Source organism: Calditrichota bacterium (genome assembly GCA_020637445.1).
GTDB lineage: Bacteria > Electryoneota > RPQS01 > RPQS01 > RPQS01 > JABWCQ01.
Window position 1 is genome coordinate 623402 of the sequence record JACJVZ010000002.1, and the last position, 17856, is coordinate 641257.

Annotated in this window: 11 protein-coding genes; 1 reads left to right on the forward strand and 10 read right to left on the reverse strand. The window is 54.1% G+C overall.

Going from position 1 to position 17856, the window contains the following annotated elements; genetic code table 11:
* Window positions 1-62 precede the first annotated feature (62 nt).
* From H6507_10510 to H6507_10535, 6 genes are all read right to left on the reverse strand, one after another.
* Window positions 63-2573, reverse strand: a complete 2511-nt coding sequence (locus H6507_10510) for a hypothetical protein (GenBank protein ID MCB9369530.1) — start codon at window positions 2571-2573, stop codon at window positions 63-65.
* 237 nt (window positions 2574-2810) lie between these two features.
* On the reverse strand, window positions 2811-3422 hold the full coding sequence (locus H6507_10515; protein ID MCB9369531.1) for a hypothetical protein: 612 nt from the start codon (window positions 3420-3422) through the stop codon (window positions 2811-2813).
* Window positions 3423-3680: 258 nt separating this feature from the next.
* Entirely contained in the window at window positions 3681-4883 is a 1203-nt protein-coding gene (locus tag H6507_10520; GenBank protein ID MCB9369532.1) for a hypothetical protein, read from the reverse strand.
* 8 nt (window positions 4884-4891) lie between these two features.
* Window positions 4892-5950, reverse strand: a complete 1059-nt coding sequence (locus tag H6507_10525; GenBank protein MCB9369533.1) for a hypothetical protein — start codon at window positions 5948-5950, stop codon at window positions 4892-4894.
* Window positions 5951-6138: 188 nt separating this feature from the next.
* Entirely contained in the window at window positions 6139-9486 is a 3348-nt protein-coding gene (locus tag H6507_10530; GenBank protein ID MCB9369534.1) for a trypsin-like peptidase domain-containing protein, read from the reverse strand.
* A 236-nt stretch (window positions 9487-9722) separates the two neighbouring features.
* Complete coding sequence (locus tag H6507_10535; protein ID MCB9369535.1) at window positions 9723-11801, reverse strand: trypsin-like peptidase domain-containing protein; 2079 nt, start codon at window positions 11799-11801, stop codon at window positions 9723-9725.
* A 138-nt stretch (window positions 11802-11939) separates the two neighbouring features.
* On the opposite strand from H6507_10535, the gene H6507_10540 reads away from it, so the two are divergent.
* Window positions 11940-12608, forward strand: coding sequence for a hypothetical protein (locus tag H6507_10540; GenBank protein MCB9369536.1), 669 nt, complete (start codon window positions 11940-11942; stop codon window positions 12606-12608).
* A gap of 98 nt (window positions 12609-12706) precedes the next feature.
* On the opposite strand, the gene H6507_10545 is transcribed toward H6507_10540, so the two are convergent.
* The 4 genes from H6507_10545 to H6507_10560 all read right to left on the reverse strand — a co-directional run bounded on the left by H6507_10545 (window position 12707) and on the right by H6507_10560 (window position 17780).
* The gene (locus H6507_10545) at window positions 12707-13102 is read right to left on the reverse strand and encodes an MGMT family protein (GenBank protein MCB9369537.1); all 396 of its coding nucleotides are present in this window, start codon (window positions 13100-13102) and stop codon (window positions 12707-12709) included.
* Window positions 13095-13991, reverse strand: coding sequence for a hypothetical protein (locus H6507_10550; GenBank protein ID MCB9369538.1), 897 nt, complete (start codon window positions 13989-13991; stop codon window positions 13095-13097). Before H6507_10550 ends, H6507_10545 begins: the two co-directional genes overlap by 8 nt.
* Window positions 13992-14081: 90 nt before the next feature.
* Window positions 14082-14489, reverse strand: coding sequence for a type II secretion system protein GspG (locus H6507_10555; GenBank protein ID MCB9369539.1), 408 nt, complete (start codon window positions 14487-14489; stop codon window positions 14082-14084).
* A gap of 303 nt (window positions 14490-14792) precedes the next feature.
* Window positions 14793-17780 (reverse strand): hypothetical protein, encoded by a 2988-nt coding sequence (locus H6507_10560; GenBank protein ID MCB9369540.1) that lies wholly within the window; start codon window positions 17778-17780, stop codon window positions 14793-14795.
* Window positions 17781-17856 lie beyond the last annotated feature (76 nt).

Genomic DNA, 17856 nt, shown 5'->3' on the forward strand with positions numbered 1-17856 from the left:
AAAGCAACAACAAAAAGGCGCCGCATGCGCGACGCCTTTTCGAATAGACTTGCAAAGTCTCTTTACGGACAGTTCTGAATCACGACATAATTTCTGTAGTCGCTGCTGACGTTCGTGTCTGTCCAGAGAGCTTGGCCTGCCGCATAAACTTGCGAAGAACGCAACGTCCATTGCGGATCGCCGCCGCGCGGATCGCCGTCGTTGTTGGGAATGTCCGAACTGTAAATTTCATACGTGCCGCCGGCCGAGATGAAACGAATTTCTGCCTCAGAGGACGTATTCCAGTGAATCGTCACATTGTCAGGCGGCAAACAAGGAGCGTCGCATGTGACCGACACGTTCATGTCGCCGCAATTGCTGTTGGCAAAGGAAACATGCAAGTAGTACGTGCCCGGATTCAGTAAAACGGTACCCGTTTCTTCCCAAATCTGTCCGGTCGGTTGTTCGGCGTAGTAATTCTGATCCTGCGCATAGACACACGTCGTGCGCGGCAATTCGCAATCCGTGAAGATCGAGAACTGCACGTCACTCTGCTGCGCGTCGTCGGCGACGTGAACCGTGTAGTTCGCCGCCGAAGAAACATCCAATCGATAGAACTTCTGCGGTCCCGTATACCCGCCAATACCGCTGTTGCCGTTGCGGTACGTCTGACAAATCGGCGAAGAACAGCCGTCACAAGTATTGACCACGACCGGAGTGCCGCACGCAATGGGTGACGCCGTTTCGCAGGCGACGGGATCACATGCGTCTTGAGGGGCGGGCTGTGGCTCGGAAATCAGCAAATACGGTCCCGTGTAACAAGAACCCAGTCCCGCGACTTTAACGCCTTGCACTTCCGGTCCGCAGCCGATTACCCAACTGCAATTCGTACACGGATCCGCGACGCCGCAGTAGAAGGCGTTGACGTATGAGATGCCGAGATCGCCGCTTCCCGGTGAGCAGTTCGGACCGGCTTCGATTCGCACGAGACTCCATTCGTCCTCATTGGCCACGACGTAAAAGAAGTCTTCGTCACAGGGATCGCAAATGATACCCGCAATCGTGTCGCCCGGGAAAAGTGTGTCTACGTCGAATTGCAGCGGCGAGCATGAGTTGTTCGGTTCATTCTCGACGATGGGATAGTCGCACAGATCGCCGGAGTTGCAGGACTGAACACTCGTTTCGGTGATGTCAAGCGTAAACGGGCCTTCCGAATAACTCCAAGCGCCGTCCACCACAATACAATATTCGTGTCCGACTTCAAACTCCACGCAATACATTGCAGCGTTCGAATAGTAGTTGTCGGTAAACGTGTAGCACGCGTGAATTCCGCACGGACCGAATTGCGCAAACGTGTCTCCGTCGCGGAAGATATACAAATTCGATTCGAATTCCGTGCTGCCGCAAGTCAAGATATCGGCCAGATGAGTGTGGGTTGGAGTGTAGCTGAAAACGATGTCCGGTGCGCCGAGGTCGTATTGACAAAAATCGTAATCGTTGGTCATGCCCGCCGTCGACCCGCTGTAGTGATAGGGTAACGAGTTTACGCTGATCGCGTCCGCGCAGGTTTCGCCGCTTCCGTTTGACGTAGAACATGTGTCGTAGCTGCAGCCGCCGCCTTCGTAGATGTTCAAAGTGTATTGGCCGTTGCCGCCGCACTCGTGGCCGTCCACGAAGATGTAATATTGGTAGCCCGCGTACACAAACACGCCGGAAATACAACTGTTGCCGCCCGAGTTGACGTCCGCGCATTCATATAAATAGCGATCTACGCAATCCGTTCCCGATTCGTCAATCTCCACGTGCGGTTGAAATTCGCTCGACGCCACCGAGATTCCGAGAAACATGTCCGTCGCAGGAGAAAATTCGTACACGACGTCTTTCTCGCCGCACGCAAGAGTGTTGCAATCCGGAAAGTAGTCGTCCGCGTAGTCATTCGTATTCCGCGTATCACAATAGGGTATCTGACCAACCGGGAGCGCCGTCTCACACGTTTCTCCCGACGCGCTGCCGCACACAGAATTTGGGCACGACGCGCCGGGCACGACGTGCAATGTGTAATCTCCCGACTCTCCGAATTCTCCGTCCACCACAATGTAATAGGTGTATCCGGAGTAAATCCAAACATCTTCGATACAGCTTTGAGGCGAGCCGCCGCTGGAGGCGCAATCATAGCTGAAATATGAGTTACAGTCTACATCCGACTCGTAAAGTGCGACGTGCGTCGCATAGCTGGAGCTGTTCAGTGAAATAGAAATTGCCCGGTCAATCGGCGGAGAATATTCGTACACGACATCCGGCGCAGAGAAGGTCGCCGCACAGTCTTCGGGAAAATCATTCAGATAGCCCACTGTGGTTCCCGTGTCGCAAAAAGGCAAAGTAGTAATCACGGCCGCATCACAAGACTGTTCGCCGCCTTGGTCCAAACGTCCGCCCGTGTGATCACGCCGGTTGTCGCCGGTTTCCGGATGCTCGGATTGGGTTACGATTTTCCTTGTGCCATCCGGCAAAGTGCGAATTTGCTTCGAGACTGGCGGAGTGTTTGCCCACACCAGCGAAAGAGTAAACAAAATTCCAAGAATCAGACGTGCCATGCTTGCCCTCAACAGTCTTTTAGTCAAACGCACAAAGTCGCACCTTGTGGTGCGACCCGACCTTCTTGTTTCCCATCACCGCTATTTTCGGATATTTAAATATAAATCACGATTCTTCATCAGTCAAGGCATTTGTCGATATTTGTCAACATGGCCATTTGTTTGCGCATAATTGTAACTCTTTGAAAATAAACAGCCCGACCAAAGGCCGGGCTGTCTTAGCGATCCTTGTGTGGGTCATCTGCCGTTTCGACTCGCAATGATGTAACGGGAGAAATGATTGGTCTCGACTGTTAGCCAAAGGTTAAGAAAACCCCAACTGTAGTCGGCAAGCTCGGTCGTGCCGTCTTCGTGAACATAAAATGCTGCGATGTCATTTGGATTTAGCGGAACGTCGCTGAAACGAACTTGCGGCAAGAGCCACGTTAACTCCACATTGCTGTTGAATTGAAAAGGACTCGGATACAGATCCACGACAGCCTGACACGAGTTAGGCATCACCATCGTGATCGTCTGGTCGTGCGGAAGATCGCGGCCCTGCACGACGAGTCTCGTCAAATCGAGAATACTCAGAACATTCGAAAACGAAAAGCGGCGGCACAATTGACTAACCACTACCGAGTCGCAATCGTCCAGCGCATTGGCGGAACTCAACAACTGATAGCCTTCGGGCAGTTGAATGTTCTGCAACTCAATCGGAGTATGCGGAATTCCCATCGCAATTTCCGACGACTCGGAAACAGGCGGCGCTACCGGTGAAATGTCAGAGCAGGAAATTGCGAACAGAGCAAACAAAGAGAACAAAAAGGGAAGTGATCTGCGGCTGCGGGTCATCAAAGTCGTCAACATGTGCATCCTTGGGAAAGTTGGTTCATCGTTGTCTTCAAGCAACGCAACACCTATGCCGAGTGTGGTAAGTATATTTAGATATTGGAAGTCATATTTTCATGTCCCTTTCATTGCACTATGATGCTATGTTTCGTGGTGCAAATGAGCGAGTCAAATGAACCACAGTCGAACAAATAAACAAAACGGACTGCGTTGCGGCAGTCCGTTTTCGGAAACTTGTTTATTGCGCGGCCGTGCCAAAGAGTCGCCCTGTGTTTTCTACTTTGAGTGCTGCTTCCGCAAATCGGGCAGGCGAAACATGTTTTGCGCGCCGGGCTGAAGTTCAAAGGTGACGTTGTAGTACGCTTCCGGCAACGTGTTAACAATTCCGGCATCGGTGTAGGTGGCTTCCGTCGTGGAGCCAATCGGCGAGAACCCGCTGCCCGATACCGCAGAACGATTCACTGTGAAAGAGTGCGGCTCGGGAGAGTCTGTCCAACTTAGCACCACGTCATTGCCCGAAGTTTGAATCACGAGCAGCGGGCCGACCGAAATCGTATCAAGTTCGACGTTGCTCCATTGTCCCGCATCGTCGCGTACGCGAATTCCGAGCAGGTGAATTCCCATGGGAATACTGTCGGTCAAATCGACGTAGGCAGTCTCAGTCAGTTCGTCCCAAGTTCCGTCAGACGGCAGAAGTGCAATTCCGTTGCCTTCGCCGGGATCGACATTGATCCAGCATTCCGCTCCGGCGATGTAGCCTTCGTTGGAATTCGAAGTGCCGGGAATCACGAAGAAATTTCGGCAGTCGGGTGAACTCCACACGCCGTGAGTGTCTTGAAAACGAATGCACGCTGCGTGAACTCCATAGCCGATGGAATTTGCCGCAATCGAGGCCGTCAACGATGTTTGCGAGTCGTCGGTGACGTCGAAATAGAGCGGAGTCTGCGCGTCGATTTGCACTTCAGCCTGCACAATCAGCAAGCTGTCGTCAACGGGCGGCGCAAACTTGTACACCCATTCACTCTGCGCCTGTCCCCATTCGCCGTTCTGATGACGCGCACGAACGTTCAGAACATGCAAGCCGTAGGACAGTGAAGCAACCGGAATGCTGCGGATCAATTGCGCGGTCGCCGCGTCCGGCACGTCGTAAACCGCGCGCGTGCCGTCGTCAAACCAAACTTCGAATTCGGCGACGACCCGTTCTTGATAATTTTCAGACGCGAATTTGTACACCCATTCGCCCGCGACTTCGCCCCAGCCCGTCGAATCATCCAGAGCGCGAATGTAGAGAGTATGAAGTCCATTCGAGAGCGCGGCGATGGAAATACTCTGAACGACTTGCGGTTGTGCGCCGGGAACAACTGTCAGCGCGACACCGCCGCCCGGCGGAGCGGGAGTGTCCCAGGAATACTCAAGAGATGTAATCGTGTTCGCGAACAGTTGCGTGGCCGCGAAGACGATCAAGAGAATGTATTTCATAGGCCGGCTTAGTACCTCGGGCCAACACGGCCAATGGTGTTGATAGTCAGCGAATCGCCGGAAATAATTGCGGAAGGAGCGACGACTGAAATTACAAACGGATAGTCTGGCGCGCCGTTGTCGACGAACTCATAAGGTCCGCCGTAGACCCCTAAATCGGAGCGCGAAGCGTCGCGGTCGAGCAGGCTCGGCACTCCGGCATCCACGAGACCCGACTGTGGAGTTAGATGCAAATCCGTGGTGTCATCTTGAAAGTTGGCCGTTTCATCGTAGTTCGTGAAAGGATTCATTGTAAGCAGCGCCGCGTCTGTGCCGGGAGGAGTGATCACCGAGGAGGCATTGTATTCGAAGGTCGCCGTGGGCGAGTAGGTTCCGAATGTCGCGCCGTTGTTCCAATCGTAGACGATATTGTTTGCAAAGTAGAAACCGTAGGTGCCCGTCGTGTTCAGCAACTGACTCCAGTTCGTGAACACACAGTTCGTCACCGACAAGAATGCAGGATCGTTGATAAAGACGTTTTGGTTCGTGCTCGAGCCTTGCCAACCCTGAACGTAGCAGTTGCGAATCACGCATGAGTCTTGATTGAAGTTAAATCCGTCATTTGACCCGCTGTTCTGATTGGAGATCATTACACAGTCTTCAAAAGTAATCCAGTTGCCCGAACCGGACGAGCGCGCCCAAAAATATGTTTGATAGTTGGATTGCAGATAGCAGCGCTTGATGGTGACCGAATCCGAATTATAGCTGACCAATGGAGCAACGGTACCGGTGGTCGAGACTTTGACGCCTTCGAGCGAAGAACCGGTCGAGGCATTTTGGAAATACCAATTGCGAATCCGGGTGTTGTCCCAGCCCGCGCCAATGACCCGCAGCCGCTTCGTGGAGACGATGTTCTCCAAATATGTGCCGGGAGCAATTACAATCGTATCGCCGCTTGCGGCGGCGTCATAGGCATCCGTGATCGTTGCATAGGGCGCGCTGCCGTTGGGATTGATGCGCAGAACGGCGGCATTTGCTGAACAAATTAGGGTCAGAAATGCTATGCACAGAAGCGAAGTCTTGTTCATCGGTTCGTATCGTCTTTCTAATTGTTGACCATTTTTATCTGATAAGCCGTTAATAAAACAAGCTGAACGCCAAGATGCAACCCTTTCATGGGGCAGTTGTGATAAGTTGTCTGCGAAATTCGTGCAATCGCGGACAAAAAGAAGGGCGGTTCATTCAGAACCGCCCTCTTAGGCCCGCAGATGATGTGCTATTTGTTAGGCGCCGCCTGCTCTTCGTTTTCACTGGTCATGTAGATGTGCGGGTTCTCGATGATCTGGCTTTGAACCGCATCGGCCTTTGAATATGCGGACAAGGCAGCATCCTGCGATTCCGCGTCCCCGGCAGTGACTGCTGGAACGTATTCGGCCGTGACTGCAAAGAAGACGCGCTCATCCGATTGATTCAGACAGCCCGCGCAGTTGAACGAATTCGTATTCACACCGGCGATCAAGTTGCCGGGACTGGCGATGTTGTCCGGCGTGAGGGAGCGATAGACCCAATACGTGTTCGCATTTTGAACGGCGGCCCATCTCAGCTCTGCCGTGGACGTTACCGGATCAATATGAATCGTCAAACTGTCCGGCGCGATCACAACGGGCGGCGGACAGGGAACGCTGGAAACATTCAGAGCGTAGTTGCCGCATTCGGTACTGTAGCCGTGAACGAGAATCTGATAGTTCGTGTTGGCTTCGGCGGTGAACGTCGCGGTGCTTTGCCGGGACCATAGGCCGTCGCAGTAGTTGTCGTCGTTGCACACAATCAGCGGCGCGATGTTCGGACACACACCGCCGTAGATTCCCAAGCCCGTGTCGTAAGTCGAACCGCAGAGTGAAACCGTGACCGTTTGGCAAGTCGGAAGCAGCATGTCGTACACGACTTCGCGCGAATCAGGACCGACACACGGAGTGTAATTGTCCGCCATGCAGCAGGTATTGCCGTGATCGGTAAAGGGCAGCGACGGGATCTGAATCGCCGTATTGCACACATCGCCAATTGGCGCTCCTTGCGATGCTCCACCCGAGAAATAGACCATAAACTGTCCGGCATTCGTACCGTAGCCGCAAACAATGATGTAATACGTGCGGTTCGCTTCCGCATTGAAGAGCAAATTGCTTTTCAGGCCGTCGCTGCCGCAGGCGTCGTCGTTGTAGGCTACCAGAGTCGAGCCCGGACATGGTCCGCCGGTGCGGACTTCCAGTCCGGTGTCGAAATTCGTGTAGTTTTCGTCGCACGTATTGACCTGAATCGTTTGACAGGTCGGCGACGTGTATTGGAAGAACACTTCTTTTGAACTGGGACCGACCACGGTTGCAAAGTTGTCCGAAGCAGGCCGCGTGTCGCCTTCATAGTTTGCGGGAAGGCTGGGAATAACGATCGGACTTGAACAGTCGTCGTTGGAGACTCCAAGTTCGAGCGACGCGATACCTTCGGCGCCGTTATAGCCGTCCATGTGAATGTAGTAGGTTATTCCCGCGACGGCGTTGAAGACTACTCTGCTGGCCAAAGCGTCGCCCTGGCAAGCGTAGTCGTCATTACAACCGACACTGAACGAACCGGGACATGCACCGCCGTACTTCACTTCGAGAATCGTGTCGAAGCTGTTGTAGCAGGTTCTGGCGCGCATGGATTGATTGTAAGGTGAAGTCCAATACCAGTGCACGTCCTGACCGTCATTGGATTGGCAGGTCGGATTCACGTCGTCGCCGCCGCACCACGTCGCGCCGTAGGTGAAGTAGGGCAGTGTCGTAATCTGATAGCCCGGACATTGCGCGTTGCCCTGAGCGCCGCTCGCCGATCCGGTCACATTCAAAACGAAATTTCCCCAAGCGGTGGCATAGCCTTCAAGGACAATCATGTAAAGTTGGCCACCCGTCGCCGTGAAGGATACCTGACTTTGAGTGCCGCAAAAATCATCGTTGCATCCGGCAAGCCAAGCGACGCTCCCACACGAATACGCGCCATAGACAAAAATCTGTGTGTCAAAGTTCGATCCGCAACTCGACACGGTAACCTGATAGTCGCATGGAAGCTGCAGCATGTACACGACGTCCGGTGAATTGTTGGTGTTGCAGCCGCCCAACGAGTTATAGTTGTTGGCCGCGAACAGCGTGCTGCCTGAAACGGAAAAGGGAAGTGAAGTAATGGTCGTAAATCCGGGTTGCCCGCACGAGTCATTAGGCGGACCTGTCGGCTGCCAGTAGTTGCCCCATAGTGCGCCCGAGCTGTTTGGATCAAGCCAGTCACGAAGCCTTGTATTGGATGAGCCGCCGCCTTCCCATGCGCCCGAGAGTTTGCCGTAGACGGCATTATTCACGGTGTTCGGATCGCAGTCCCAGGTTCCACCGTGAAGCGGGCCAACAACATAGCCGCCGGAATTTATCATCGGCGAGCCGGAAGAGCCCGGTTCCATCATGCCGTTGTCGATATGTGTCAGCCAATGCGTGTTGGGACCTTGGCCGTTCCAGTCCGAGCTGGTCGCGGGATCGTAATCTTCATGTCCCTTCTTCACGTCTGCCGCCGGATGGTGGATGCCGTAAGAACTTCCCGCGGCGACATCGGCGCGGTACCAACCCATATAAGCCGGAATGTAAGGAGTATTTGGCCGCGGACGCGAAAGGCGCAGCAGTGCGTGATCCGTCAATGCATGTGACATGAGCAGCGTCGCGTTCGCCACGACAAAACTGCCACTGCCGTTTGTAGTCGGCGAACAAGCGGGGCTCTCATAGTTGAAATAAAAGAGCCAGTTGTTCTGATTTCCGTTCAAACAATGGTTCGCCGTCAGGAACAACGGATCGCCGTTTTGCAGCGTGTTGTTGAGCATCGTCCCCGAGCATGCGCCGCCCATCGGATCGATCACCATGGCCACAGCGCGCTTCTCTTCCTGCATGTAGCCGAAACAATTGATATTGATCATGCATGGCATCGAATCACCAAAATTATCGAGCGCGTCCCGGTCGCGCGCTTCACGGTCGTGAAAATGACGGTAGCCGTGCAGCACACGCATCACGGACAACTCGCCGATATCTTCCTGATCCGCGGGGACAACGTACTCGAGCGTGACCGCTTCGCCTTGCACAATCGGTGTGACATTTGTCCCGTCCCAGTTGTCGATAGACGTATAGGGACCGAAAACCATGGAGTGATCGTCGTTGTAGATATACAGTTCGCACGGTTTGACGATGCGCCATTGATCATAGACCAGCCACGTGTCCGTGGCGTTGGGTGAGACGATTCTCAATCTCCAAACACGAGACCCATCGGGAAGCGTCTCCCACGTGCCGGAATTGTTCAGATTGTAGCTGACTTCCTGCGGTCGCGCGATTTGCGCCGGAGGAATTGTTCCGTCCGCATTTTCTAAACGGTAGTTTGTTTCGTCTTCAATCAAGAGCGACCGGTTGTCCATCGACGGAAGCGTCACAGTTTGCGGAGCGGGTACTGAATACTGTGAGCTTGGCGGCTGAACAGGCTCTTGAACAGATTGCAATTGAGCAAAAGTTTCAGGCAGGGCAAGACACAGAAGCACGATCATGACGAAAACATGAACCAACTTTTTCATACCTGCTCCATTCGGCTTAGAACGCACGAACGCGCCGCCCAAAAGGGACGACGCGCTATCCAAGAAAAATTACTCCAACCAATATGACAATTTACGTCAATTTTTGTGTCCGGTCAATAATCCACTATTCTTTTTAATATTTCAGAATTCCGACTTCCGGCTCTTAACTATTTGAAAAAATTCACCGAGCGCTCTCGCTCACACTTCCCAAACCGAGTCTTCCTCCATCCGTCCGGTTATGGGACATAACCTGCCCGAACTGCGAAGAAGGCCAAGTCCCCGGGCAGATTCAGGCAGCCTGCGCATGTGAAAGAGGTCGTACTCACCTCCGCAACCATGTTTGCCGCGTCCACGATGTTGTTTCCGTCCAATGACCTGTACACGTAGTAGGTGTTGGCATTTTGAACGGGATACCAGCGAAGTTCCGCCGTTCCGCTTGTTGCATCAAGGCTGATCGTGAGTCCGTGCGGCGGAACTATGACAAGCTCAGAACATGGAACTCCGCTGACATCCAACTCGAAATTTCCGCTCGCGCTGCCGTAGCCCTCGAGGATGATGGCATAGGTCACTCCCGCAAACGCAGGAAACACCACTTGGCTTTGTGCACCGCAATAGTCGTCGTTGCAAGCGATGTTCGCGATATGGTTCATGCATGAGCTGACTTGAAAAACGAAAAGTTCCGTGTCATAGTCCGAGCCGCATGCCGATACGGTTATGCTCCGGTCGCAAGCAAGCTGCAGCAAGTAGATAACTTCAGGCGAGTTATTTGTCGCACAGCCTGCCGTGTTGAAATTATTGGTCGCGAAGACCGTGCTGCCAGACGTGTGAAACGGCAACGTCGTAATCGTTTGAAAATCCGGTTGGCCGCATGAATCATTCGGCGGCGCACTCGGTTGCCAAAAGTTTGTCGTGGCTGCGCCTGAGTCGTTTGGGTCGAGCCAATCGCTCAACCGGGTGTCTGACGTTCCGCCGCCTGTCCAGGCATAAGCAAGTTTACCATAAACGGCCTGAAGACTCCGGTCGCAGGCCGGTGACGATCCGCCGTGCAGTTCTCCGACGACGCGGCCCTCTTGATTGAACATCGGCGAGCCCGATGAACCGGGTTCGGAAACTCCACTGCTGACAAAGGTCCGCCAATGTGAATTGGGCCACAAGCCGTTCCACGTGCTGCTGAGTGCCGCGCCGTTAGCTTCGAGGGCCTTTTTCACGTCGCCGCGAGGATGATGTATTCCGTAGGAACTCGTCGCCGGAGCGTCGCTGCGATTCCATCCCATGAAAGCTGGAACAAAGCCCGCAGCGGGGCGAGGTGTCGACAAACGCAACAGCGCGTGGTCGGATTCTTCGTGAGACATCAACAAACTCGCGTTGGCTACGACGTTGGCCAGCGTGCCGTTTTGATTGGGAGTGCAAGTTGGGCTTTCGTAGTTAAAATAGAACAGCCAATTCGACACGTTGCCGTTGATGCAATGAAAAGCCGTTTGCAGCAAGGGATCACCGTTCTGCAACGTGTTGTTCAACAGAGTGCCTGTACAGGTGCCGCCCCACGGATCGACGATCATCGCCACGGCGTTCTTTTCTTCCTGCATGTAGCCGAAGCAGTTGACATTGATTTCGCACTCGAGCGCGTCGCCGAAACCATCCAGTGCGTTGCGCTCGCGCGCATCCGGATCGTGAAAATACCTGTAGCCGTGCAGCACTCGCATGACGGACAACTCACCGACGTCTTCTTGATTTGCCGGAACAACATATTCGAGCGTGACGGCGTCACCTGCGACAATCGGTGTGACGTTGGTGCCGTCCCAGTTGTCGGTACAAGTATAAGGTCCGAACACCATAGTGAGGTCGTCAGTATAAACAAAAAGCTCGCAGGGTTTCGCGATGCGCCACCGGTCATACACGAGCCACGTGTCCGTGGCGCCGGGTGAAACGATGCGCAACCGCCAAATCCGCGAGCCGTCGGGAAGCGTTTCCCACGTACCGGAGTTTGTCAAAGAGAAATTTACTTCCTGCGGTCGCGCGATTTGCGCCGATGGAGTAAGACCTTCGGAAAAGGCCGCCTGATAATTTGCTTCATCTTCAAGCAGCAGCGAGCGATTGTTCAGTTCAGGAAGTGTCGCGGTTTGCGGAGCGACAACCGCAAACTGAGAACTGGGCGGCAACACGGGTTCTTGAACCGAACTAAACTGACCCAATGAAACCGAGAAACACAGGCACAACAGCACAAACACAGTCATCATTCTTACAAGCGTAATCATCATCGCCCCTTTGTCCATCAGAGAGCAAACGCGCCGTCTCACAGGACGACGCGCTGCCATAGCACATTACTCATCCATTCATATAATGTAGTAGAATTCTGATGAGCGGTCAATCATTTCCTAACCTTAGCAATTGTTTCGATTCTCCAACACGAAAACTCTAACCCCTTGATAACAGTTCACTCGGAGTCCCACCTCATGATCCTCCAAACTCGATCCCACCCCGTTTCCCTCCTCAGTGCTCCCGACAAGTCTACTCAGCTTGAGTTGATCAACCACCTGCCGAATCCGCCACTGGTGCCATTGACCGCCGAGCAAATTCACGTGCGCCGCTGCCGTCTGGCGGGCGATGCCGTCGACGGCCATTTCGGATGTTTTCGCACAAGCGATCTCGAGCACGTGCTCGAGTTGACCAACGGTGCGCCCGCGCTGATCGGACACAACCGCTATTCGATTGCCGTCGCGAGATTCTTCGGCGGCACACTCGAAACTCATTTGAACAGCCGCTACATCGTGCCGAATTTCTACTGGCCAAAAGCGCACAGCGGCGCGGAGGATTTCCGCGTCCTGCTCGACAGCGGCATCATCACCGAAGCCTCGATCGCGTTCACGTTTGAAAAACCGGCGTGCTCAGTGTGCGGTCACGACATCCGCGACTGCGAGCACGACCCCGGCACGATGTACGGCAAGCAGCTCTGCCACTACTGGTACGACGGCGTCGACAAAGTGCTCGAAGGCAGCTTCGTCTATCGCGGCAGTCAGCCCGGCACGGGCATTCTCTCCGAAATGAAAAACGTCACCCGCCTTAAGAACAAGCGAATGACGATGCGATTGGGAGGGAAGGTGTACGAAATTATGCCCGCGTAGCGTGCCTCTGGACTGATTGCGCTTCGCAGGCGGCTTTAAGTTATTGCGAACGACGCCACAATGGAACAAAAGAGCCGGTCATTTGACCGGCTCTTTCTTCATTTCTTCCACCCGAACTTCTTGAAATCTACTTTGTCGCGATGGTCGAACTCTATGCCTTCGTGTTCGAGCAGTTTTCTTTGGATCTTCGCGGCCATCGGATTGCTGCGAATCGAGATGTAGCCTTGCGCATTGATGACTCTTTGCCACGGAACTCTTTCGACGTCTTCTTCATTCAGAGCATGGAGCGCGTAGCCGACCATGCGCGCATGACGTTCGAGTCCCGCGACGCGTGCAACTTGGCCGTAGCTGGCGACTTTGCCGCGCGGGATTTTCTTGACCGTGGCATAGATGCGTTTGTAGAGAGAGTCAGATTCCGGCGGGGAACCGCGCTTCGCGCTTAATCCCCGCTCGGCGATTTTGCTCGGTCGCTTCTTCGCAATCTTTTCAGACATCGTAGTTCAGCAGCTTGTAGATCATCAGGGCGCGGACGGTTAGTTCCGCGTCTTGTTTGTTCTCTTCGAGTGGATAGTACCACGACATATGTGCGGGAGTTTCTTCAAGCGTGAAGTGCCACATGCCGTCGGCATCCTGCTGTACTTCAAGTTCGTCGTAGAGCCAGCGCAAATGCTCGACTTCGCCCAAAACTCCCGCGCGCGCGCCATGCTCCAAGTCGAACAACATGCGCACGGGTTCGGCCAGATAAATTTGCTTGTCGGGAATCACAAGTCGGGAACTCTCCGGCAGCAAAACGTCCGACTGAGCTTCGGCTTCATTGAGCAGCTTTGCGACGAGCGCGCGCTTCTCGAGCGTTTGATCCGCCGGAGGCTGCCACCACGCCATAGCACAATACGCGGGCACCGAGGGAGACGGAGACTTCTTGTCGGCAAACCAATGCTGCCACTCGATCTTGATCAACTCAAGATAGGCGTCCAACAGCGGATGCGTGCCGCGGGTCGCGCGCGCAAGCAAATGCAAACAGATATCACGCACAAGCGAGCGCTGATTGGCCGCGAATTCCCACGTGGCCGGCTCCTGCGCGAGCGTGGGAAGCACAACCAACTCTACGGCTTGTTTGACCGCGGGATGCTCACTGGCTCCCGCTTCGCACAGCCACAGCACCGTCGCGGCAGTATGCGAGAGACGTTCGCCGAATGAGCCGTTGGGAAGTTGCTGAGAGGCAAGTTCAACCACGCGCGGATGTTTGAGCACGAGCGCTTTCGCGTCGGACGTTTCAATCCAGCTTTCGTCGCGGCCCATCACGTCGCGCAAAATCCGGTAACGCAATACCGGTCCGCAAGACTTATAGAGTTCTTGAAAACTCGGAGGAAGATCGGGTATCAAAGTATAGCAAAGTCTGAGTTATAGAGAGGAGGACGGGGTGCCTGATTCAGACACCCCGTGAGACATGGGTACAAGCAATCAAGTCAGGGTCTAATTTAACATTGTAATACCGCTCAAATCAACCTGAAATCTCGTATGATTCTGGTCGTTGGCAGTCACGAATATCATGTATTCCTGTCCGCCGTGGCTTGAACGGTACTGAAAATCATCAAAGTTGTCGCCTTCCGGGTACACCATGTAGATGTTGCCGTTGGGATCTTCAAGATCGGCGGAAAGACGAGCCACGCTGTTGCGAGTCGCATTCGGAAACGCGCCGTAATCAATCTCGTAGATAGAAAGCGCCGAGCGAAACGTCTGGACGTCCGCGATCGCCGCGGCGACGCGGGCGCGGTCCGTGGCTCCGAAAACTCGCGGCACGATAACCATCGAGAGCACGCCGATGATAACGCAGACAAGCTGCAATTCAAGTAATGTGAATCCTCTTTCAATCCTACGCATACTAACCTCCGTGTGGCTTCCGCAACATGAAAGAGCAACATGCGTACCATAGTAGGTATGGCGAACCTATTGAGTATTCGGGGCTAATTCAGCCGTTTTCGGGAATCATTTTTCGCAGTCGTTGAATTGAGCCAACACGTGGTGCAAATCAACCGGTCAAATGAACCAACTGAAGCGCGAAGAATGCTCCATATGAACGAGGAACCCACAGGCGAGGGGCAGACCGAATATGCAAACTCCCGAGCGGAAATGCAAACGGGGCCGCGTAAAACGGCCCCGTTTGTTCGTTAGCGCTCGGTTTTGTTATTCTTTGGGAACAACAAGACTCGGTGTGATCGGTTTAATAGCCGCGGCCGGCGAATCTACGCACGGCGGATGATTGTAGCGGCAATAGGCCACCACCTGATAAATGTAGACTTCTTCCACTCCGAAACTCAGAATGTTCTGGTGAATGAAGAACGTATCCACCGTGGAGGCGATGTAGTTGGCCGGAGTGACAATCACCGGGTTGTTGTTTTGGCTCGTACGATAGATGCGGTATTCGTCCGCTCCCGGAACCGGCGGCCAATAGAGCACGACGTTCACGAGCGAGTCGGCTCCCGAAAGCGAGTCCGGATAGTGAATCACCAAACTGTCCGGCGCTTCACAAACCACGGGTTCACACGGCGAGCATGCCGCGGCGAGAATATAGTTCCAGCAATTCACCAGAGTCAATCCGGTCGGTGCAAACGACACGTTGTATTCTCCGACCGGCAAGCAAACGGAGAGACACTGTGTCCCTTGGCAGCCGACGATTAACCTGCAATCGACGATGTCGCGCGGATGACACGGATCGTCCAGACTCGGACCGCGAGTGAAGATCGTCAGATAGCCGTCGAATTCACTGGCGACACACAGGCGCACCTGCTGCGGAGCGTCTTCAATTCTGAGGTGATACCAATCGGAGTCCGTGTAGTTGGGATCAGAGTAGCCCGTTCCGCAATAGATGTCTCCGCAGCGCAACGGCAGGAACTCTGTGTAACGAGAATCGCAGCCGCCATCGGTCGTGTCGACAAACGAAGGACACGGTTCGTTTTCGTGCAAGGCATTCGTCGGACATTCGAGCGTGCACGGAGGTCCGCACTCACACTGTTCACATCCGATTAACAGAATGTATGGCCCTTGCGAGCCGTTTTCGCCGTAGACTCTTATGAAATAGAGTCCCGGTTCGAGGCAGGCGGTAACCAATTCGGGGTCTTCGCCTGCGCCGCTGTTCAGATCGACGGCAAGCTCAGTCAAGCAGTCGCCGGTCCAAAGTTCAATCGCGGGATTCAGACCGTGACCGAACGGATACCAGCCGGGCGTATCGTCGCCGAAGACATTCAAGAAAAGCTGAGTGCATTCTGTGACCTGCAGCATGTACCAATCTTGATCGGGAGCCGCGGCACCGACGATTTCGCCGCAGACTCCGTCACCGCAGTGCAAGAGTTCGTTGCTTGTTCCGCAGGTGTTATTCAACGGTTCCACGTCGAGATCAGGATAAGGACAGCTCGCGCATGGTTCGCACGATGTTGCCAGAATATATGGACCCGTTGTGAAATCTTCCTCTTGAACCATGATGTGGTAGATTCCCGGAGCCAGACAGATTTCGAGATGCGCATCTTCTCCGACGCCGCCCGCAGTGTCGGTCGCGAGGATATTCACACAACCCAAGTCCGCGACGCGTACCATCGGATCTAAACCTTGGCCGAAGGGATACCAACCCGGCGTGTCATCACCGAAAACGTCGATCTTTAGAAGCATCGAATCGGGACCGGGGACGGAGATTAGATACCAATCGGCGTCGGTGACGGCACTGATGTCGCCGCATAGTGTGTCGCCGCAAACCATCTGCGGATTGTTGGTTCCGCAAGAGTTGTTGATCCCTTCGTTGTCACGGTTCTCATAGTCGCAGGTCGCGGGGCACTCGCAGGGCTCACACGAGGTCGCGATGATGTACGGCCCGGAATTCCCCGCGGGGAATTCGCTGGTCACCAGCAATCTGTAGAGTCCCGGCTCGAGACAAACTGTTACACGCGGGTCGTCGCCGACTCCGCTGTTCAAGTCCGACGCGACAAGTGAGCTGCAATTTATGTCGTAGAGATATATCGCGGGATCCAACCCTTGGCCGAACGGATAGTAGCCCGGTGTACTGCCGCCGAAAATGTCGATGGTGACGTTTTGACAACCGTTGCCGAAGACGTCAAGATAGTAGTAGTCATTTCTGGCAAGTTCGGCGAATCCGCACAACGTGTCGCCGCATGTGACTATGCCGCCGCCGCTTGAACAGACGTCGTTGATTTCGATGTCTTGACTCGGATACGGACACTCGGGACACGCACATTGCGCGCACCACTCCCACAGTTCGTACGGACCGGACGTGTTGACTCCTTCGACGAGAATGTAATACGTTCCGGCAGGCAGACACGTTGACTCTATGTATGCATCAAAGCCGCCGGGGATCCCTGTTTCATCCTGCATCAGCATCGTCGTGCAATCGGAATTCCATAGTGAAACTCTGGGCTGCAAACCTTGTCCGAAGGTGGAATGTCCCGCTGCGTCATTTCCGGCAATGCCGATGTTTAAGATTGCGCATGGGAACTGCGTGAAGCTGATGCGGTACCAATCGCGGTCGCCGGGATCCGAAATCACGCCGCAAAGGGTGTCGTTGCACGTGATATTCGCTGTCGTCGTCGCGCAGGTGTCATTTGAAGGCTCGTAGTCGCGACTTTCGAACGGACAGCTATTGTCACAAAGAGTGTTGGGGCATACGTCCGCGCCCTGAACGACATTCAAGACGTAGTTCCCGAAGTTGTTCGGCCCGAGACCGCCGTCGACCACGATGTAGTATGTGCTGCCGGGCGCCACGGTAACACCGGAGCAGCAAGCATCATCACCGCACACGTCATCACTGCAGCAGACCAACACGCCGCCTTGACTGGGACAACCTCGCCAAATAGTGAGCGCCGTGTTAAAGGATGATCCGCACAGCGAAAAGGTCAGAACAGACGTCGTGTTTGGAGTCATGGTATACACGACATCGCGGGCGTTTGAGTTTGGCTGACACTGAACAGGGTAGTCGTTGTTGTATCCGGACGTTGTGCCCATGTCACAGAAGGGAAGGGACGTGATCGGAAAGGCTGTGGAGCACACATCTCCGCCCTGATCCAGAGGGTCATTCGGATTTCGTTGATCTTCGGTGTTTGCTGCCATTGCTGACATGTTCAGACACAGGCAGACCACCAGCCCCCAAAAAATTTGACATCGTTTCATCTTGATTTCTCCCGATTTAATCACAATTTGCCGTTTGTACACACGATGCTCGTCTATAATACATAATAAAACAGCT